Origin of the sequence: Caulobacter flavus (assembly GCF_003722335.1) — a bacterium.
Classification (GTDB): domain Bacteria; phylum Pseudomonadota; class Alphaproteobacteria; order Caulobacterales; family Caulobacteraceae; genus Caulobacter; species Caulobacter flavus.
On record NZ_CP026100.1, the window covers coordinates 3,779,885 to 3,798,128 of the forward strand.

Sequence of the window (18,244 nt, forward strand, 5' to 3'; positions counted from 1 at the left end):
AGACTCAGGATCTTGCTGGAGGCGCCTAAGATGTCCGTGGTCGAACCCGGAGCCGTTTCTTCCGATCTCGTGGGCCGCGTGAAGCGGATCCTGCTGACGCCGTCGCCCGAGTGGGAGCGGATCGACACCGAGCCGGCCACCGTCAAGGGCCTCTACGTCGGCTATGTCTGCATCCTGGCGGCGATCCCGGCCGTGGCCGGCCTGGTGGGCAGCCTTGTGTTCGGCCATGGCATCCCGGGCCTGGCGACGATCCGGCCCTCGCCCGTCGGAGCGATCATCGGCGCCGTGGTGGGCTATGGCCTGTCGCTGTTGTCGGTGTTCCTGCTCAGCCTGATCATCGACGCCCTGGCCCCGTCGTTCGACGGCCAGAAGAACAGCCTGCAGGCCTTCAAGGTGGCGGCCTATTCCGGCACCGCCGGCTGGGTGGCGGGGATCTTCAGCCTGTTCCCGCCGCTGGCGATCATCGGCGGCCTGCTGGGCCTTTACGGCCTGTACCTGCTCTATACGGGCCTGCCGCGGGTGATGAAGGCGCCCAAGGAGAAGGCGATCGGCTACACGGCCGTCACCGTCATCTGCGCCATCGTGCTCTATGTCGTCGTCGGCATGATCACCGGCGCCGTCGTCGGCGCCGCCGCGATCGGCGGCGGCCTGGCGGCCTCCAAGGTCGTCGGCGCCGACACCGGTTCGGTCACCCTCGGCGGCCAGACCTACGACGTCGGCCAGATGGACGCCGCCGCCAAGAAGATGGAGGCGGCCGCCGCCTCGATCGAGGCCGGCAAGGACGTTCCCGTGACCTCGCCTGACGTGCTCAAGGGCCTGCTGCCGGCTGCCACGTCCGGCTTCAACCGTACCTCGCTGGAGGCCAGCTCCGGCGGCGCCGGCGGCATGGGCATGTCGGTGGCGCGCGGCGACTACGAACGGGACGGCAAGCGCTTCACCCTGGCCGTCACCGACCTGGGCGCGCTGGGCGGCATGACGGCCATGGCCTCGGCGATGAACGCCCAGAGCACTTCGGAGACCGATACCGGCTACGAGAAGACCAGCACGGCCGGCGGCCAGCTGACCACCGAGAAGTGGGATCGCGAGACCAAGTCCGGCGGCTACACCGTCGTGGTCGGCAACCGCTTCTCGATCGAGGCCAATGGCGACGCCGACAGCATCGACGACCTCAAGCGCGCCGTCGCCTCGGTCGACGCGGGCAAGCTGAAGAGCCTGGCGCGCTAAGCCGGACGGGCGGGGCCTCAGGCCTCGCCCAGCACCACCCGGCGGGCGCGACCGGCCAGGCGCACGAGCAGTTCGTAGCTGGTGGTCGCCGCGGCGGCCGCGGCCTCGTCGACCGGCAGGTTCGGGCCGATCAGTTCGACCATCGCGCCCGGGCGGGCGGCGTCGCAGTCGGTGACGTCGATGGCGATCAGGTCCATCGACACCCGGCCCAGAAGACGGCGGCGCGCGCCGTCGAACCATACGTGGCCGGCAGGACTGGAGCCGCGCAGCACGCCGTCGGCATAGCCGCAGGCCAGCACCGCCACGCGGGTTGTCTGGGTCGCGGTGAAGGCCGCGCCATAGCCGATCGACTCGCCGCGCGGCACGACCCGCACCTGCAGGATCGGCGCTTCCAGCGTCGCAACGGCCTTGATCCGGGCGTCGTGCACGTCGCGCGGGCCGCCGCCGTAGAGGGCGATGCCCGGCCGGCACTGGTCGAAATGATAGTCGCCGCCCAGGAACACGCCGGCCGAATTGGCCAGGCTCCTGCGGGCGTTCGGGAAAAGGTCGGCCGCGTCGCGGAAGCGGGTCAGCTGGCGGGCGTTCAGCGGATGCTCCGGCTCGCCGGCGCAGGCCAGGTGGCTGATCACCAGCGAGACGTTCAAATGCTTGAGCCGGTCCATCGAGGCGGTCAGCACGGCGGCTTCCTCGTGGCGCAGGCCCAGGCGGTTCATGCCGGTGTCGACATGGATCGCCGCTTCCAGCGTTCCCTTGCCGGCCTGGCTGTTCCAGGCCTCGACCTGGGGCAGGCTGTTGAGCACCGGGATCAGCCCGGCCTGGACCAGGGTCGGCCCCGAGCCCGGCGTCGCCCCGTCCAGCACGTGGATCTTCGCCTCGCGATCGCCCAGCGCCTTGCGCAGGGCCACGCCTTCGGCGAGCCGCGCCACATAGAAACCGCGCGCGCCCTCGTCCCACAGACGGCGGGCGACGATACCCGCGCCCAGGCCGTAGCCGTCGGCCTTGACCGCCGGCGCCAGCTCGGCGCCGCCGGCCTCCGCCTTAAGCAGGGCGTAGTTGGCCGCGAGGGCGTCGAGGTCGAGGGTCAGGCGGGCGTCGGTCACGGGGCGGCTCTAGCATCCTTGGGGCTCAGGGGAGAAGCCGACGTACGACTGTTTTTGCACGGCCCCGATAGACAGACGCCCGCTTCGGACTACCTTCCGACCGTTACGCAACTGGAGGTGGTTCGTGAAGCTCGTCGTGCTTTCGCTGGGTGCTATGCTGATGTTGGGCGCCGATGCGGCCGTCGCTCAAGAACCGGCCCCACCGCCGCTATGGAGCGGAACCTCGGGACTCGCGCCGACTCTGGTCTCGAAGAAGGTCGGGGTCGTCCAACCCGGCGAGACCTATGAGAAGGCGATCAAGAAGCCCACGCGGACCGCCCGACTGACGGCGGAGCACAGCTTTAGCTACGGTCCCGAGACCTTCACCATACCGGCCGGTACGCCGTTCTATGGGGCGCAGTTCCTGGCTATCCCCCGGGTCGGATCGGGGCCGGCGCCCGTGCGTCGCAAGGACGACATCCATTGGTGCTCGGCCGCCAAGGAAAAGCCGGTGGTCTGTTTTCGATGGACGGCCGGCAAGGTCGAACGCGCTTCGGCCGGAGGCTTCATGATCCTGAGCCGCAGCCCCAGCGGCCAATGGATCGAGGACCGCCCACCCGCCTTGAAGGAGCAGGTCGTCGAGATCGATCCGCCTTACGAACAGAGCCAAACCCTCAAGGCGGTGACCGAAGAGGGGGTCGTGGTCGCCACGCTCATCAAGCAGGGCAGCGGCGACTGGGGCTATGACACCCCGGTCAAATGGGGTGTGAAGGCAGCCCTGGTGTCGGGCGGGTATGTCGTCTTCGAACCCGTTCGAGACGCCGCCGGCGCCCTGACCGCCGCTCGGGTGACGCCAGCCAAGCCCTGACGCCCGCCAGGACTCACCGCGTCGCCAGGAACTGCGTCACCAGGGCTTCGACGCCGCTGGCGACGATCTGCACGCCGATGCACATCAGCAGGAACGCCATCAGCCGCGACATCACCCGCGCGCCGTTGACGCCCAGCAGCGACAGCACCCGGTCGGAAGCGCGGTAGAACACCCAGACCATCAGGGCGATCACCGCGACGGCCAGGCTCGCGCCCATGAAGAACGGGATCACCGAGTGGCCCTCGACCGGCCGCTGGGACGACAGGGCGATGGCCACCGAGATCGCGCCCGGGCCGGTGGTGAACGGCATGGTCAGCGGGAAGAAGGCCATGTCCTCGGCCCGCGCCTTGGCCGGAGAGCTGGCCTGGTCGGCCTTGCGCTCCTCGTGCTCCTCGGGGGCCATCAAGAGCGCCCAGGCGCGGATCGCCACCACCAGGCCGCCAGCCACCCGCAGGGCGCCCAGGCTGACCCCGAAGAAGTTCAGCACGTAGCCGCCCAGCAGCAGCGAGCCCAGCAGGATGAAGAAGGCGTAGAGCGCGATGGTCGGCGCCAGGCGCTTGCGCGTCTCGGCCGGGTGGTCGGCCAGCATCTGGTGGAAGATCAGCGCCGCCCCGACCGGATTGACGATCGAGAACAGGGCCGGGAAAGCCAGCAGAAACGCCCCGACGAAGGTCGAGACGGGCAGGGGGCTGAACTCCATGACGCGCGTCTTCCTCCTGAATCGCGCGCCGAGGGTTGCCCGACGCGCCCATGCAGGTAAAGCGCGAGACGCCTATTCGTCGTCGCCGCTGCGCATCTGGTGGAAATAGTGGTCGCGCGACAGGTTGCCGAAGCGGGTCGTGTCGCTGTTGAACGACAGGCGCACCGTGCCGATGGGACCGTGACGCTGCTTGGCGATGATCACCTCGGCCAGGCCTTGTAGCTTGTCCATTTCCTCTTGCCAGGTCAGGTGCTCGGGCGTGCCTTCGCGCGGCTCGGCGCGGCCGACATAGTAGCTTTCGCGGAACACGAACCAGACCATGTCGGCGTCCTGCTCGATCGAGCCGGATTCACGAAGGTCCGACAGCTGCGGGCGCTTGTCGTCGCGGCTTTCGACCTGACGCGACAGCTGCGACAGGGCGATGACCGGACAGGCCAGTTCCTTGGCCAGGGCCTTGAGGCCCATGGTGATCTGCGAGACTTCCTGCACGCGGCTGGCGTTCGAACCCAGGTCCGAGCCGGTGACCAGCTGCAGGTAGTCGACGACGATGAGGTCCAGGCCCACCTGACGCTTCAGGCGACGGGCCCGGGCGGTCAGCTTGGCGATCGAGATACCGCCGGTGGCGTCGATATAGAGCGGCGCTTCCTGCAGCTCCATGGCCGCGTCGCGCACGCGTCCGAACTCGCTGGCGTCGATCTCGCCCTTGCGGAGCTTGTCACCCGACACGCCCGACGCGTCGGCCAGCATACGCAGGGCCAGCTGTTCGGCGCTCATTTCCAGGGAGTAGAAGGCCACCACGCCGCCGTTGACGGTCTTGCGGCTGCCGTCGGGCTGGGGCTCCCAGGCATACTTCTTGGCGACGTTGAAGGCGATGTTGGTCGCCAGCGCCGTCTTGCCCATCGACGGACGCCCCGCCAGCACGATCAAGTCGGAGGGGTGAAGGCCGCCGATCTTCTGGTCGAGGTCGATCAGGTCCGAGGCCAGGCCCGACATGCCGCCGTCGCGCTGGAAGGCCTCGGCCGTCATCTCGACCGCGCCGCGCAGGGCGTCGCCGAAGCTGACGAAGCCGGAGCTGGCCGTGCCGCTTTCGGCCAGGGTGTAGAGCTGCTGTTCGGCCGCCTCGATCTGGTCGCGGGCGGGGCGCTTCTCGTCGCCGTGGCCGTGAGCGGCCGAGGCGATCTCGCCGCCGATGCGGATCAGGTCGCGGCGCAGGGCCAGGTCGAACACGGCGCGGGCGTAGTCGCCGACATTGGCCGCCGGCGGCGCGCGGTCGACGAGGTCGGCCAGGTAGCGGATGCCGCCCAGCTCCTCGAACGCGGGATCGCGCTTGAATTCGTCGGCCAGCAGGATCGGCTCGGCCAGCTGGCCCTTGCGGATGTGAGTCTCGATCGACTGGAACAGCCGCTGGTGGAAGGGCTCGTAGAAGTGGCGGCCCTGCAGGCTGTCTGTCAGCCGCTCGTAGGCCGAGTTGTCGTACAGCAGCACGCCCAGCAGCGCCTGTTCGGCTTCCAGGTTGTGCGGCGCGACGGCGATAGCGGGGGCGTCCTGCGCCGGCGGGCGCAGATCGAGAGCAGGTACGAGCGACATCGGCATAAGTTAACGCGATCGCCGTCCGGGCGCTCGGAAGAGCATCGTGAACGGCGAAGATGAATGGGGATGTTCTGTGTATATCTCTGTGAACGACAAAAGGGGACGCAGCCTCCGCCGCGTCCCCTTCGGACCTTACCTCAGGTCAGCTTACCAGTTGTAGCTGAGCCGGGTGTAGAGGAACCGGCCGTTGAAGCCGAACGGCGAGTAGTTCGGGAAACCGACCACGCCGCTGGTGCTGTTGACGGCCGCCGGCGTGCGGTTGGGATACTCGTCGAACAGGTTGTTGGCCCCGACCGCCCAGGTCAGCTTGTCGGCGAAGGTGCGGCGCGCCTCCAGGTCGATCACCGCCTTGCGGCCGGTCCAGTAGTCGAGCGAGGCGGTGGCGTTGGGCTGCAGCACGGTGCCGTAGCCTGTCAGCTTCAGCGTCGCGCCCCACGGCCCCTTGCTCCAGTCGCCGCTGGCCACGAACTTCGTGCGCGGGGTGCCGCGTTCGAAGGTCAGGACGTTGACGCGGGCGAACAGGGCCGGCGGGACCGGCAGCGACGACAGGGTGTTGGTCGTCGGCAGGCGGGTGACCTCGGTCTCGTTGTAGTTGCCCGCCAGGGTCAGGTCGAAGCGCCCGGCCTCGGCCGCGTCGAGGCGGTAGCGCACCACCACGTCCACGCCCTTGGTGGTGGTGTCGACACCGTTGATGAAGAACCGCGCCGTGGTCACGCCATAGGGCTGCAACAGGGTGTAGATCGCCTGCTGGGTCGCCGTGCCGGTCGCGCTGCCCTGGATGTTCTCCGAGAGCACGATGCGGTTGTCGATGTCGATCTGGTAGGCGTCGACCGTCACCTCGAACGGGCCGCGGTGATAGACCAGGCCCAGCGAGTAGTTCTTGCTTTCCTCGGGCTCCAGCGCCTTGGCGCCCAGCACGGCGGAGACCGGGCTGGTGGCCGGGAAGGTGCCGACCTCGGTGGCCGTGCCGCTGATGATGTTGGTCGAGGTGGCCGTGAAGTACTGTTGCTGCAGGGCCGGGGCCCGGAAGCCGGTCGACACCGCGCCGCGCACGGCGAAACCGTCGGCGATGTCGTAGCGGGCGGCGATCTTGCCGGTCGTCTTGGTGCCGAAGTCCGAATAGTCCTCGAAGCGCGCGGCCACGTCGACGTCCAGCTTGTCGGTCACCTGGCTGTCGAGGTCGACGTAGAAGCTGTAGTTGTCGCGGCTGACGTCGACGGCGTTGCTGGGACGGAAGCCTGGGAAGCCCTGGGCGCCGGCCGCCAGGCCGTTGTAGCCGCCGTTGGCCCACGAGGCCTGTTCGCCCGCGACGATGTCGTAGCTTTCCTTGCGGTACTCCGCGCCGAAGGCCAGCGTCGAGGGCTGGGCGAAGGCGGCGATGGTCACCGGGCGGGTGACGTCCAGCGAGGCCACCGCCTGGCGGTAGCGCATCGAGCCGGCCTTGAACGAGGTCGGCGAGGTCGGGCCGTACGAGGCGTTCAGGCTGTCCTTGACGCCGTAGTCGATGTCGTTCTGGCCGTAGGTGAAGCTGGCGTCGATCGTGTAGGCGCCGGCCTCGCCCTTGGCGCCGAAGGCGGCGTTGTAGTCGTCGATGTCGGTGACGATCTTGGGCAGGAAGCCGTTCGGATAGATCGACAGGATGTTGGCGGCGTTGTTGGACAGGCGTGGGAAGGCCGCGCTCTCGCCGTCGCGGTGCTGGTAGCCCAGCCAGCCATAGGCCTTCCAGGTCTCGCCGATCGGAACGCCGCCGTTGGCGAACAGCGACTTGCTCTCGATCTCGGCGTCGCCGTAGCGGCCGGTGACGACGCCCGGGCTGAAGGCCGACGAGACGTCGCTGCGGTTGGTCGGGTTGCGCTTGGACCAGTCGGCGGTGACCGTCAGGTAGCCGTCCTCGCCGATGCCGAAGCCCTGCCAGACCGAGGCGGTGTAGGTGACGCCGTCCTTGGCCTTGCGGCCGTCGGTGTCGCGCGCGGTCTTCACCTCGGTGTTGTAGAGGCCGTAGCTGGCCGTGGCGCCGCCGCCGCTGCGGGCTTCGCGCAGGCGCAGGTTGACGACGCCGGCGATGGCGTCCGAGCCGTACTGGGCCGCGGCGCCTTCGCGCAGGATCTCGACGCGGTCGAGGGCGGCGGTCGGGATGGTGTTGAGGTCGAAGGCGGCCGAGCCGCGGCCGACCGAGCCGTTGACGTTGACCAGTGCCGCGGCGTGGCCGCGCTTGCCGTTCAGCAGCACCAGGGTCTGGTCGGGCGCCAGGCCGCGCAGCGTGGCGGGGCGCACCGAGTCGGTGCCGTCCACGGCCGACGGGCGCGGGAAGTTCAGCGACGGCGCCAGGGTCGACAGCGCCTGGGCCAGTTCGGTCGAGCCCTGGCGGGTCAGGGCCTTGCTGTCGACGACGTCGACCGGCGAGACGGTGTCGAGGCGCGAGCGCCCGGCGGTGCGGGTGCCGGTGACGACGACTTCCTCGACGGCGGTCTGGTCATCGGCGGTCTGGGCTTGGGCGACGGAGACGCTCAGCGCCGAAGCCGAGGCGGCGGCGAGCAGCAGCAGTTGAGTACGCATGGTGTAATCCCCTCGAAACGCTGTCGGTCGGGGGCGCTTTCGCGTCTGGTTCTGGCCGACAGGCGGTTAGACACCCTCAACCTGCGCGAACACGGATCGTCCTACAATCTGAGCAATTCTAGGTTTCGGCGCAGAAAAAAACGGCGCGGATTGCTCCGCGCCGTTCTCATTCGTCTGCGAAGGTCCTGACGGATCAGGCTTCGTAGTCGCCTTCTTGGGCGCCGGCGCCGCCTTCCAGGAGGTCCTGGGCGGCTTCGGCGTCGGCCAGACGCTCTTCCTCGAACTGCGAGGCGATGACGTTTTCGCCGCGCGCTTGGCGCTCGGCTTCGTCGGCGCTGCGCGCGATGTTGAGGGTGACCGTGACGGTCACTTCAGCGTGCAGCTTCACCTTCACTTCGTGGACGCCGAGCGTCTTGATCGGCTTGTCCAGCACGATCATCGAGCGGTCGACCTTGCCGCCTTCGGCCTTGATGGCGTCGGCGACGTCGCGGCCCGCGACCGAACCGTACAGCTGGCCGCTTTCGCCAGCCTGACGGATCAGGACGTACTGCGTGCCGTCCAGCGACTCACCGGACTTGCCGGCGGCTTCGCGGTTGCGCAGGTTGCGGGCTTCGATCTCGGCGCGTTGCGCCTCGAAGGCCTTCAGGTTGTTCGAGTTGGCGCGGAGAGCCTTGTTGCGCGGCAGCAGGAAGTTACGGGCGAAGCCGTCCTTCACCGTCACCACGTCGCCCAGGACGCCCTTGCCTTCGACTCGTTCGAGCAGGATCACTTTCATCGTGGCGTCTCCCTTACTTCACGACGTAGGGGAGCAGAGCCAGGAAACGGGCGCGCTTGATGGCCTTGGCCAGTTCGCGTTGCTTCTTGGCCGACACCGCGGTGATGCGCGACGGAACGATCTTGCCGCGCTCGGAAACGTAACGCTGCAGGAGCTTCACGTCCTTGTAGTCGATCTTCGGAGCGTTGGCGCCCGAGAACGGGCAAACCTTGCGGCGACGGAAGAACGGGCGGCGAGCGCCGCCAGCGGCGGCGGCCGGAGCCGCGGCGCCGGTTTCGGGAGCAGTCGTATCGGTCATGATCTATTTCTCCCTTACGCTTGCGGGGCGAAGTCTTCGCGCGGACGCTCGGAACGCTCAGGGCGGTCCGAACGCTCGGGGCGATCGCTGCGCTCACGGTCGCGACGGGCCAGAACCGGCGACAGTTCCAGGTCCAGCTCTTCCACGCGGATGGTCATGAAACGCAGCACGTCTTCGTTGATCGACAGCTGGCGTTCCATTTCCTTCACCGCCGGCGCCGGGGCGTCGATGGCGAGCAGGGAATAGTGGCCCTTGCGGTTCTTCTTGATGCGGTAGGTGAGGTTACGCAGACCCCAGTATTCGATCTTGGCGATGTGACCACCACCTTCTTCGATCAGGGTCTTGATTTGCTCGTTGAGAGCTTCGGCCTGTTGCGGCGAGATGTCCTGCCGCGCGATGACCACGTGTTCGTAGAACGACATGTTTTCCTCTTCCGTTGTGGAAAGCGGCGCGGTCGGCGGCGGAAGTCCGACGACCACGATGGATCCTGTGCGACGAGCGGGAAAATCCCGGCCCAATGAAGGGTTCGCGCAAGACCGCCTTCCGTGAGAGCGCGCGCTATTACAGCAAACGGCGCGGGCAGGCAAGGCTGGCCCGGGCATTCGGCCCTCGCGGCGCCCGCGTTCCAGGCGAATTCCGAAAAAGGCGAGGGCAGGGTCGCTTTCCTGACGGAAGGCAGCTTGCCGTTAATACCTAGGGTGGTTAGGGAAGGGCCATGCGGGGTGCAACCGTGAAAAGCCTGATCCTGGGCGGCGCGTTCGCGCTGTCGATGACGGCTGCCCCGGTGCTGGCCCAGGCGATCAAGAAGCCCGACCTTTCGGTGTCGTCCAACGACGGCCGGTTCACGGGCTATTCGGCCGCCCTGCCGCTCGACCTGTCGTCCGACGCCGAAAGCACCACCTTCGTGGCCAAGGTCGCCGGCAGCATCGAGCAGCCGACCTACGATTTCAATCTGAACATGACGGCCAAGGCCGAAGAGGGCCCCAGCCCGCGCGCCCTGGCGCTGGGCGCGTCGCTGAACAAGCGCGAGGCGGGCGTGCGCTCGTCGCTGTCGCGGCTGTTCGGGTTCGGCGACCTGCCCAAGTCCAACTATGTCAGCCTGGCGGTCGACATGAACGCCACGCGCTCGATGGTCATGCCGGGCTCGATCCCGGTGGCTCGCGCCAACCTCCGCTCGGCGCTGACGCTCGACGGCCGCCAGATCGCCTCGATCGGCGTCGGCGGCGGCACCATGGGCGACGAGGGCGTCGACTTCAGCCTGATCCGTCCGTTCGACATTCCGGCCGAGTTCTCGGTCAGCGTCCGCGCCGAGGACGAGCGCGTCCAGGACGGCCGCTTCATGGTCAAGCTGGTCAAGACCAACTGGTGACCGCCGGCGCAGCCGCGCCGCTTTCCCGACATCCGGCCCTGGGGGCTTCTCGCGTCTGTCCGCCCTGCGGGCGCCGGCGAGGCCGCGTTTGCGCGCCCGCGCGGGTCTTTCCCTGCTGAGCGCTCCACCAGAGGGGGAGCGGATATATGCGCAAGTCGGTTCTATGGGGCGTCTCGGTCGCGGCGGTGCTGGCCGGAGCGGCGCCGGTCCTGGCCCAGGAGGCCCCAGTCGCTGTCGAGGACGTGGTCGTCACCGCCCAGCGGCGCGAGCAGAAGCTGCAGGACGCGCCGGTCGCGGTCAGCGCCTTCGGGGCCAAGGCGCTGGACCAGCTGCAGATCACCCGGGCCGAGACGCTGGGGGCGGCCGTGCCCAGCCTCTACGTCTCGCAGATCAGCGCCTCGCCCTCGACGGTGCAGGTGGCCCTGCGCGGGGCGCTGGACCAGACCGGCGGCATGATCACCTCCGAGCCGCCGGTCGGCATCTATGTCGACGACGTCTACCAGGCCCGCTTGTCGGTCGCGAACCTGGACCTGGCCGACGTCACGCGGGTGGAGGTGCTGCGCGGCCCGCAGGGCACGCTCTACGGCCGCAACTCGATGACGGGCGCGCTGAAGTACGTCACCCGCCAGCCCGACGGGACGCCAGGCGGCTTCGCGGAGGCCTCGTGGGGCGACTATGGGCTGCAACGCTACAGGGCCAGCGTCGGCGGCAGGATCACCGACCATGTCGGGGCCACGGCCTCGGCCCTGTTCTCGGATCGCGACGGCTGGCAGCGGAACACCGCCCTGAACCGCCGGGTCGGCGAGCGCCGCGACGCCGGCGCACGCCTGGCCCTGGGCTTGATCGACACCGGCCCGCTCAGCGCGACGTTCTCGGCCGTCTACGCTCGCACCGACACCGACGGCCAGCACTTCTCGCCGTTGGATCCGGTCACGCTGGCGCCCCAGGCTGGCGGCGGCTTCGGCTCGACCCGCTCGCCGCTGAACACCGACACCAAGACCGAGCAGAAGGGCCTGGCCCTGCACCTGGGCTACGACCTGGGCGGCGTCCAGTTGAAGTCGATCACCGCCTATCAGCGCCTCGACGATCGCTGGACCCTGGACTTCTCGGGCGGGCTCGTCGCCGGTTCCGGCCTCGTCGCCGGCTTCCTGCGCAGCAGCGACACCGGCCAGGAGCAGTCGAGCCAGGAGATCCAGGCCCTGGGCGAGGCCGCGCACGGCCGCCTGCAATGGATCGGCGGCCTGTTCTGGTTCAAGGAGACCGGGACGCAGGTGCTCTCCGACACCATCGGCTCGGGCATCTACGGTCCTTTCCCCGTGCCGCTGCTGCCGACCACGATCCACGCGACTTCCGAAAGCATCGCCGCCTACGGCCAGCTGGAGTGGCGCTTCACCGACCGGCTCAAGGGCTCGGCCGGCCTACGCTGGACGCGGGACGAAAAGACCATCGCCGGCGCGATCCAGGATGGTCTCGCCGCCTATCCGCCCAGCCTGACCAGCCGCTCCAACCAGGGCGAATGGAAGGTCTGGACCCCGAAGTTCAATCTTCAGTACGAGGCCAGCGACGACGTCATGGTCTACGGGACGATCGCCCGGGGCTATCGGGCCGGCGGCTTCGTGGCGTTGTCGATCGCCGAGCCGTCGATCTTCACCAAGGCCTACGACCCCGAATCCGCCTGGTCCTACGAGGCCGGCGCCAAGATCGAGGCCTTCGACCGCCGCGCTCGCCTGAACATGGCCGCCTATGTCCAGCAGCTGAAGGACCTGCAGCAGAACGTCATCAGCAACGGCTCGATCCTGACCCAGAACGCGGCCGAGGCCCGCATCGCCGGCCTCGAGGTCGAGGCCGCCGCCACGCCGATGAAGGGCCTGGATCTGTTCGCTTCGCTGGCCCTGACCGACGCCGAGTACGAGAAGCTGGATCCCGCCACCGCCGCCGCCCAGGCCGGCGCGAAGGCGCTGCCGCTGGTCTCCAAGGTTCAGGCCCAGGTCGGCGGTTCCTGGCGGATCGAGCCGGAGGCGCTGAGGGGAGGGGCGATCATCGTCTCGGCCGACTACAGCCATCGCGGCCCGCGCTATGCCGAGGCGACCAACGCGCAGGCCGGCCGCATCGGTTCGGTCGACCGGGTCAATGCGAGCCTCGCCTGGGAATCGCCGGACGCCCGCTGGCGGGTGTTCGTTCAGGGCCGCAACGTCCTCGACGCCAAGGACTACGTCTCCGGCGCGGTCTTCATCCCGGGCCTGATCGTCTACCGCCTGGCCGACGAGCCGGCGATGTGGAGCGGCGGGTTGAAGGTGAAGTTCTAAAAGGGAAGGACGGTCCTGCGTGACCGACCTTTTGCGCTGTGAAGCGGCTGGATGAGCGTTGCCCTCCGAAGGCAATGCTCATCCAGAAGGTCCGGCAATGAGCCTGGAGCCCTTACTTCTTGCCCTTGTAGGCCTTCACCGCTTCCATGGTCTTGGTCACGTGGCCCTGGAAGTTGAGGTCGCTGTAGGTCAGCAGGATCTTGCCGTCCGGCGCGATGACGTAGGAGGTGCGGTTGGACATGTTGTCCTTCAGCGGCAGCTTGACGTCGTAGCTCTTGATCAGGGCCGGATTGGCGGCGGCGACCGCGAACTTGTCGCGGCAGTGCTCCTTGGAGAAGTCCTTGATGCGGTCGACATTGCCGCCGGTGACGCCGATCACGGTCGCGCCCAGCTTCTCGAACTCGGGCGTGGCCTCGGCGAACTCGTGGGCTTCGGCCGTGCAGCCCGAGGTGTAGGCGGCCGGGAAGAAGTACAGCACCACCGGACCCTTCTTGAGAGCCTTGCTGAGCTTGAACTCGAAGTCCTTGCCGGCCAGGGCGGCGGGGGCGGTGAAGTCGGGGGCCTTGTCGCCGGGCTTCAGGGCCGCCAGGGCGGGCGCGGCGGCCGCCAGGCCGAAGACGGCCAGGGTAGCGGCGAGGGCGAGGCGTTTCATCGTGGCGACTCCGAAGGTCATGCGCTGGCCGTAGATACGGCGTGGCCAGCAATGTGGACGCGCCCCTACGGAAAGCAAGTATCGGCAAAACAGCGGTCCGGCTTGCCCAGTCACCGGCTTTCCCCTAACCCTCCGCGCCCAAGACATTGAATCTTAGAGGAGCGGGCCGTCATGAGCATCGCCTTCATCTTCCCGGGACAGGGCAGCCAATCGGTCGGCATGGGCGTCGAGCTGGCGGAGGCCTTCGCGTCCGCCCGCGAGGTGTTCCAGGAAGTCGACGACGCCCTGGGCCAGAAGCTGTTCCAACTGATGCGCGAAGGTCCCGAGGGCGACCTGACGCTGACCGAGAACGCCCAGCCGGCCCTGATGGCCGTCAGCCTGGCGGTGACCCGCACGCTGGAGAAGGAATTCGGCGTCGGCGTCGACCGCGCCGCCTTCGTGGCCGGTCACAGCCTGGGCGAATACTCGGCCCTGGCCGCCGCCGGCGCCATCAGCCTGGCCGACACCGCGCGCCTGCTGAAGCTGCGCGGCCAGGCCATGCAGCGCGCCGTGCCGGTGGGCGAGGGCGCCATGGCCTCGCTGATCGGTCCCAAGACCGACATCGCCCTGGCCGAGGCCGCCGCCGCCGCCGGCTCGGAAGTCGGCGTCTGCGTCGTGGCCAACGACAACAACAACGGCAACGTCGTGATCTCGGGCGCCAAGGCCGCGGTCGACAAGGCCATCGAGAAGGCCAAGGAACTGGGCGCCCGCGCCATTCCGCTGAACGTCTCGGCGCCGTTCCACTGCCCGCTGATGCAGCCCGCCGCCGACGAGATGGCCGCCGCCCTGGCCAGCGCCACGATCCTGGCCCCGCGCGCCCCGCTGGTCGCCAACGTCACCGCCGCCCCGGTCCACGATCCGGACGTCATCCGCAAGCTGCTGGTCGAGCAGGTCACCGGCCGCGTCCGCTGGCGCGAGAGCATGACCTGGCTGGCCGGCGAGGGCGGCGTCACCCGCTTCGCCGAGGCCGGCGCTGGCAAGGTGCTTTCGGGCATGGCCAAGCGCATCGCCCCGGACGCCGAGGCGACCCCGCTGAACACGCCGGCGGACCTCGAAGCGTTCGCGGCTTCTCTCTAATTCGAAGGAAGGCAGACCATGTTTGATCTGACCGGCAAGACCGCCCTCGTCACCGGCGCCACCGGCGGTATCGGCGGCGCCATCGCCCGCGCCCTGCACGGCCAGGGCGCCCACGTCGTGCTCTCGGGCACTCGCGAATCGGCGCTGACCGAGCTGAAGAACGAGCTGGGCGAGCGCGCCTCGTTCGTCGTGGCGAATCTGTCCGACGCCGAAGCCGTCGACGGCCTGGTGGCCAAGGCCGAGGAAGCCGCCGGCGCCCCGCTCGACATCGTCATCGCCAACGCCGGCATCACCCGCGACGGCCTGATCGTGCGCATGAAGGACGAGGACTGGGACACCGTCATCAAGGTGAACCTGGAAGGCTATTTCCGCCTGGCCCGCGCCGCGGCCAAGGGCATGATGAAGCGCCGTGCCGGCCGCATCATCGGCATCACCTCGATCGTGGGCGTCACCGGCAACCCCGGCCAGACCAACTACGCGGCCTCCAAGGCCGGAATGATCGGGTTTTCCAAGGCCTTGGCCCAGGAACTGGCCAGCCGCGGCGTGACCGTCAACTGCGTCGCCCCCGGCTTCATCGCCAGCCCGATGACCGACGCCCTGAACGACCAGCAGAAGGCCGGCATCCTGTCGACCATTCCGGCCGGAAAGCTGGGCGAAGGGAGCGATATCGCCGCCGCCTGCGTTTACCTGGCTAGCGATCAGGGTGGTTACGTCACCGGTCAGACCTTGCACGTCAACGGCGGCATGGCCATGATCTGAGCGAACGCCGCCTTGGTCCACAATGGCCATGCTTCTTCGCGGCTGACCCGCTGGTCACCCGAAAAGGAACGTGATAGGCGGTGACCCGACATCTCGCGGACGGTGGAACAGATTTCATACCGTCCGTGGGGTAAACAGATTTCAAAACGAGGGACTAACAGAATGTCCGACATTCTCGAGCGCGTGCGTAAGATCGTCATCGAACACCTGGATGCCGATCCCGAGAAGGTCACCGAGAAGGCCAGCTTCATCGACGACCTGGGCGCCGACAGCCTCGACAACGTCGAGCTCGTGATGGCGTTCGAAGAAGAATTCGACATCGAAATTCCGGACGACGCCGCCGAGCACATCCAGACGGTTGGCGACGCCGTGAAGTTCATCACGGAAAAGACCGGCGCCTAAGGGCGTCGGGTTCGTACCCTCACGGGCGAACAGCACTATCAGCCGCCGCGCAGCACGGGCTCTTGCCATCGTGCGCGCGGCGGTTTTCGTATGTGGCCGAGATTCGCGTCGCAACCTGGCCTGAGGCTTTAGTCTTTCGTCCAGGCCGGCGCGTCGGAAGGTTTGGGAGCAATCCATGCGTAGAGTCGTCGTCACCGGGCTGGGCCTGCTGACTCCTCTGGGCCAGGGCGTCGAGGTGTCCTGGAAGAACATTCTGGCCGGCAAGTCCGGCGCCGGCCGCATCACCGCCTTCGATCCGACCGACTATGCCTGCCAGGTCGCCTGCGAAGTGCCGCGGGTCGACGGTCGCGGCGGCGGCGGTCCGGACGTCGAAGGATCGTTCGATCCCGACCAGACCATGAGCCCGCGCGACCAGAAGCGCGTCGACGACTTCATCCTGTACGGCATCGCCGCCGCGGACGAAGCCGTGAAGGACTCGGGCTGGGTTCCGGAAACCGAGGAAGACAAGTGGCGCACCGGCGTCATCCTGGGCTCGGGCATCGGCGGCCTGTCGACCATCGCCGACACCGCCCTGGAGCTGGAAGCCAAGGGCCCGCGCCGCGTCAGCCCGTTCTTCATCTCCTCGGCCCTGATCAACCTGATCTCGGGCCAGGTCTCGATCCGTCACGGCTTCAAGGGCCCCAACCACGCCGTGGTCACGGCCTGCGCCACCGGCGCTCACGCCATCGGCGACGCCGCGCGCCTGATCAAGTACGGCGACGCCGACGTGATGGTCGCCGGCGGCGCGGAAGCGGCCGTCTGCAAGCTGGGCATCGCCGGCTTCATCGCCTGCCGCGCCGTGGCCACCGACTTCAACGACACGCCCGAGAAGGCCTCGCGTCCCTATGACAAGGATCGCGGCGGCTTCGTCATGGGCGAGGGCGCCGGCGTCGTCGTGCTCGAGGAGTACGAGCACGCCAAGGCGCGCGGCGCGAAGATCTACGCCGAAGTGGTCGGCTACGGCCTGTCGGGCGACGCCTATCACATCACCGCCCCGTCGGAAGACGGCGAAGGCGGCGGCCGCGCCCTGGCGGCGGCCGTCAAGGACGCGGGCCTCCAGCCCTCGGACATCGACTACATCAACGCCCACGGCACCTCGACCATGGCCGACGGCCTGGAAGCCGGCGCCGTGGCCCGCTTCCTTGGCGATCACGCCAAGAACGTGGTGATGTCGTCGACCAAGTCGATGACCGGCCACCTGCTGGGCGCGGCCGGCGCGATCGAGTCGATCTTCTCGATCCTGGCCATCCGCGACCAGGTGGCGCCGCCGACCATCAACCTCGACAATCCCGACGTCGACGTGCCGATGAACCTGGCGCCCCACAAGGCCGTGCCGATGAAAATCGACGTGGCCGTGTCCAACAGCTTCGGCTTCGGCGGCACCAACGCCTCCGTCGTGTTCCGTAAAATCTCGTGAGCCGGGCGCCGCGTCCGCAAAAGAAGGCCGCGGCGCCCAAGCGGGCGTCGAAGGCCCGCAAGCGGGAGACCGCCACCCTGGGACGTCGCCTGGCCGCCATGGCCGGCGGCGGCCTCGTGGTCGTCGCGGTCGCGGCCCTCGCCGTCGGCGGCGGGGCCGTCTGGCTCTACGGCGGGCCCGGCCCCAAGGCCAAGAACGGCGAGTACACCTCGGTGGTGCTGCGTCGCGGCGCCAGCGTCTCGGAGATCGCCGGGGCCCTGGAAGCCGGCGGGGCGATCCGCTCGTCGTCGCTGTTCCTGACCGCCGCCCAGATCACCGGCGCGGCGCGTCGGCTGAAGGCCGGCGAATACGAATTCCCCAATCGCGCTTCGCTCTCCACCGTCCTGGCCATGGTCCGCGACGGCAAGGTGGTGCGCCACCAGGTCACCGTGCCCGAGGGCGTGACCTCGGAAATGGTCGTCGAGATCCTGCAGCGCTCGCCGGTGCTGGTCGGCGACGTGCCGACCCCGCCGGAAGGCGCCGTCCTGCCCGAGACCTACCAGGTCGAGCGCGGCGAGGAGCGGGCCGCCGTCTTGCAGCGGATGATGGACGACCGCGACAAGGTGCTGAACGCCCTCTGGGAGCAGCGCCAGCAGGGCCTGCCGTTCCAGACCAAGGACGAGGCCGTCACCCTGGCCTCGATCGTCGAGAAGGAGACGGCGCTGGCCAGCGAGCGTCCGCGCGTGGCGGCCCTGTTCACCAATCGCCTGCGCTTAGGGATGCGCCTGGATACCGACCCGACGGTGATCTACGGCATCACCCGGGGCCGGCCGCTGGGCCGGGGCCTGCGCCGGTCGGAACTGGACGCCTTCACGCCCTACAACACCTACAAGATCACCGGCCTGCCGCCGACGCCGATCGCCAACCCGGGCCGCGAGGCCCTGGCGGCGGTGATGAACCCGCCCAAGACCGACGAGCTCTACTTCGTCGCCGACGGCACCGGCGGCCACGTCTTCGCCAGGACCTACGAAGAGCACGAGCGCAACGTCGCCCAATGGCGGCAGATCGAACGCCAGGCCAAGGCCGCCACGGCCTCGGCAACCGCGGGGAACTGA

17 protein-coding genes are annotated in these 18,244 nt (G+C 68.6%); 9 read left to right on the top strand and 8 right to left on the bottom strand.

Annotated elements, in window-relative coordinates:
- The first annotated feature begins 30 nt into the window (after positions 1-30).
- Positions 31-1,224: a Yip1 family protein gene (locus C1707_RS17275; protein WP_101712934.1), complete on the top strand. Its 1,194-nt coding sequence runs from the start codon at positions 31-33 to the stop codon at positions 1,222-1,224.
- A gap of 17 nt (positions 1,225-1,241) precedes the next feature.
- Here C1707_RS17275 and alr read toward each other — a convergent pair whose 3' ends face one another.
- The gene (gene alr, locus C1707_RS17280; protein ID WP_101712933.1) at positions 1,242-2,324 is read right to left on the bottom strand and encodes an alanine racemase; all 1,083 of its coding nucleotides are present in this window, start codon (positions 2,322-2,324) and stop codon (positions 1,242-1,244) included.
- Between the two features lie 124 nt (positions 2,325-2,448).
- Here alr and C1707_RS17285 point away from each other — a divergent pair, with 124 nt between their 5' ends.
- Complete coding sequence (locus tag C1707_RS17285; protein ID WP_145998360.1) at positions 2,449-3,171, top strand: hypothetical protein; 723 nt, start codon at positions 2,449-2,451, stop codon at positions 3,169-3,171.
- A 13-nt stretch (positions 3,172-3,184) separates the two neighbouring features.
- Here C1707_RS17285 and C1707_RS17290 read toward each other — a convergent pair whose 3' ends face one another.
- The 6 genes from C1707_RS17290 to rpsF all read right to left on the bottom strand — a co-directional run bounded on the left by C1707_RS17290 (position 3,185) and on the right by rpsF (position 9,512).
- Positions 3,185-3,871 (bottom strand): MarC family protein, encoded by a 687-nt coding sequence (locus tag C1707_RS17290; protein ID WP_101712931.1) that lies wholly within the window; start codon positions 3,869-3,871, stop codon positions 3,185-3,187.
- Between the two features lie 72 nt (positions 3,872-3,943).
- A complete protein-coding gene (locus tag C1707_RS17295) occupies positions 3,944-5,464 on the bottom strand; it encodes a replicative DNA helicase (RefSeq protein ID WP_101712930.1) in 1,521 nt (506 codons plus the stop codon).
- A 144-nt stretch (positions 5,465-5,608) separates the two neighbouring features.
- Positions 5,609-8,017 carry a TonB-dependent receptor plug domain-containing protein gene (locus tag C1707_RS17300; RefSeq protein ID WP_101712929.1) on the bottom strand — a complete coding sequence of 803 codons (2,409 nt, stop codon included), beginning with the start codon at positions 8,015-8,017 and terminating at the stop codon, positions 5,609-5,611.
- A 193-nt stretch (positions 8,018-8,210) separates the two neighbouring features.
- On the bottom strand, positions 8,211-8,792 hold the full coding sequence (gene rplI / locus C1707_RS17305) for a 50S ribosomal protein L9 (RefSeq protein ID WP_101712928.1): 582 nt from the start codon (positions 8,790-8,792) through the stop codon (positions 8,211-8,213).
- A 13-nt stretch (positions 8,793-8,805) separates the two neighbouring features.
- Complete coding sequence (rpsR, locus tag C1707_RS17310; RefSeq protein ID WP_101712927.1) at positions 8,806-9,090, bottom strand: 30S ribosomal protein S18; 285 nt, start codon at positions 9,088-9,090, stop codon at positions 8,806-8,808.
- Between the two features lie 14 nt (positions 9,091-9,104).
- Positions 9,105-9,512, bottom strand: coding sequence for a 30S ribosomal protein S6 (gene rpsF / locus C1707_RS17315; protein ID WP_101712926.1), 408 nt, complete (start codon positions 9,510-9,512; stop codon positions 9,105-9,107).
- Positions 9,513-9,820: 308 nt separating this feature from the next.
- On the opposite strand from rpsF, the gene C1707_RS17320 reads away from it, so the two are divergent.
- Both C1707_RS17320 and C1707_RS17325 read left to right on the top strand, forming a co-directional pair.
- Positions 9,821-10,459: a hypothetical protein gene (locus C1707_RS17320; protein ID WP_338032062.1), complete on the top strand. Its 639-nt coding sequence runs from the start codon at positions 9,821-9,823 to the stop codon at positions 10,457-10,459.
- Positions 10,460-10,605: 146 nt separating this feature from the next.
- Entirely contained in the window at positions 10,606-12,765 is a 2,160-nt protein-coding gene (locus C1707_RS17325) for a TonB-dependent receptor (RefSeq protein ID WP_101712924.1), read from the top strand.
- A 112-nt stretch (positions 12,766-12,877) separates the two neighbouring features.
- On the opposite strand, the gene C1707_RS17330 is transcribed toward C1707_RS17325, so the two are convergent.
- Positions 12,878-13,417, bottom strand: coding sequence for a peroxiredoxin (locus C1707_RS17330; protein WP_101713031.1), 540 nt, complete (start codon positions 13,415-13,417; stop codon positions 12,878-12,880).
- A gap of 171 nt (positions 13,418-13,588) precedes the next feature.
- On the opposite strand from C1707_RS17330, the gene fabD reads away from it, so the two are divergent.
- From fabD to mltG, 5 genes are all read left to right on the top strand, one after another.
- Positions 13,589-14,533: an ACP S-malonyltransferase gene (gene fabD / locus C1707_RS17335; RefSeq protein ID WP_101712923.1), complete on the top strand. Its 945-nt coding sequence runs from the start codon at positions 13,589-13,591 to the stop codon at positions 14,531-14,533.
- An 18-nt stretch (positions 14,534-14,551) separates the two neighbouring features.
- Entirely contained in the window at positions 14,552-15,292 is a 741-nt protein-coding gene (fabG, locus tag C1707_RS17340) for a 3-oxoacyl-[acyl-carrier-protein] reductase (RefSeq protein WP_101712922.1), read from the top strand.
- 162 nt (positions 15,293-15,454) lie between these two features.
- On the top strand, positions 15,455-15,694 hold the full coding sequence (locus tag C1707_RS17345) for an acyl carrier protein (RefSeq protein WP_007672577.1): 240 nt from the start codon (positions 15,455-15,457) through the stop codon (positions 15,692-15,694).
- Positions 15,695-15,869: 175 nt separating this feature from the next.
- On the top strand, positions 15,870-17,150 hold the full coding sequence (gene fabF, locus C1707_RS17350; protein ID WP_101712921.1) for a beta-ketoacyl-ACP synthase II: 1,281 nt from the start codon (positions 15,870-15,872) through the stop codon (positions 17,148-17,150).
- Entirely contained in the window at positions 17,147-18,244 is a 1,098-nt protein-coding gene (gene mltG / locus C1707_RS17355; protein WP_240633728.1) for an endolytic transglycosylase MltG, read from the top strand. Before fabF ends, mltG begins: the two co-directional genes overlap by 4 nt.

Coding starts and splice junctions, on each gene's coding strand:
- C1707_RS17330 (WP_101713031.1), bottom strand. CDS start 13,417: ATGAAACGCCTCGCCCTCGCCGCTACCCTGGCCGTCTTCGGCCTGGCG.
- C1707_RS17325 (WP_101712924.1), top strand. CDS start 10,606: ATGCGCAAGTCGGTTCTATGGGGCGTCTCGGTCGCGGCGGTGCTGGCC.
- C1707_RS17345 (WP_007672577.1), top strand. CDS start 15,455: ATGTCCGACATTCTCGAGCGCGTGCGTAAGATCGTCATCGAACACCTG.
- C1707_RS17290 (WP_101712931.1), bottom strand. CDS start 3,871: ATGGAGTTCAGCCCCCTGCCCGTCTCGACCTTCGTCGGGGCGTTTCTG.
- rplI (WP_101712928.1), bottom strand. CDS start 8,792: ATGAAAGTGATCCTGCTCGAACGAGTCGAAGGCAAGGGCGTCCTGGGC.
- C1707_RS17295 (WP_101712930.1), bottom strand. CDS start 5,464: ATGCCGATGTCGCTCGTACCTGCTCTCGATCTGCGCCCGCCGGCGCAG.
- fabF (WP_101712921.1), top strand. CDS start 15,870: ATGCGTAGAGTCGTCGTCACCGGGCTGGGCCTGCTGACTCCTCTGGGC.
- rpsF (WP_101712926.1), bottom strand. CDS start 9,512: ATGTCGTTCTACGAACACGTGGTCATCGCGCGGCAGGACATCTCGCCG.
- C1707_RS17300 (WP_101712929.1), bottom strand. CDS start 8,017: ATGCGTACTCAACTGCTGCTGCTCGCCGCCGCCTCGGCTTCGGCGCTG.
- fabG (WP_101712922.1), top strand. CDS start 14,552: ATGTTTGATCTGACCGGCAAGACCGCCCTCGTCACCGGCGCCACCGGC.
- rpsR (WP_101712927.1), bottom strand. CDS start 9,090: ATGACCGATACGACTGCTCCCGAAACCGGCGCCGCGGCTCCGGCCGCC.
- C1707_RS17275 (WP_101712934.1), top strand. CDS start 31: ATGTCCGTGGTCGAACCCGGAGCCGTTTCTTCCGATCTCGTGGGCCGC.
- fabD (WP_101712923.1), top strand. CDS start 13,589: ATGAGCATCGCCTTCATCTTCCCGGGACAGGGCAGCCAATCGGTCGGC.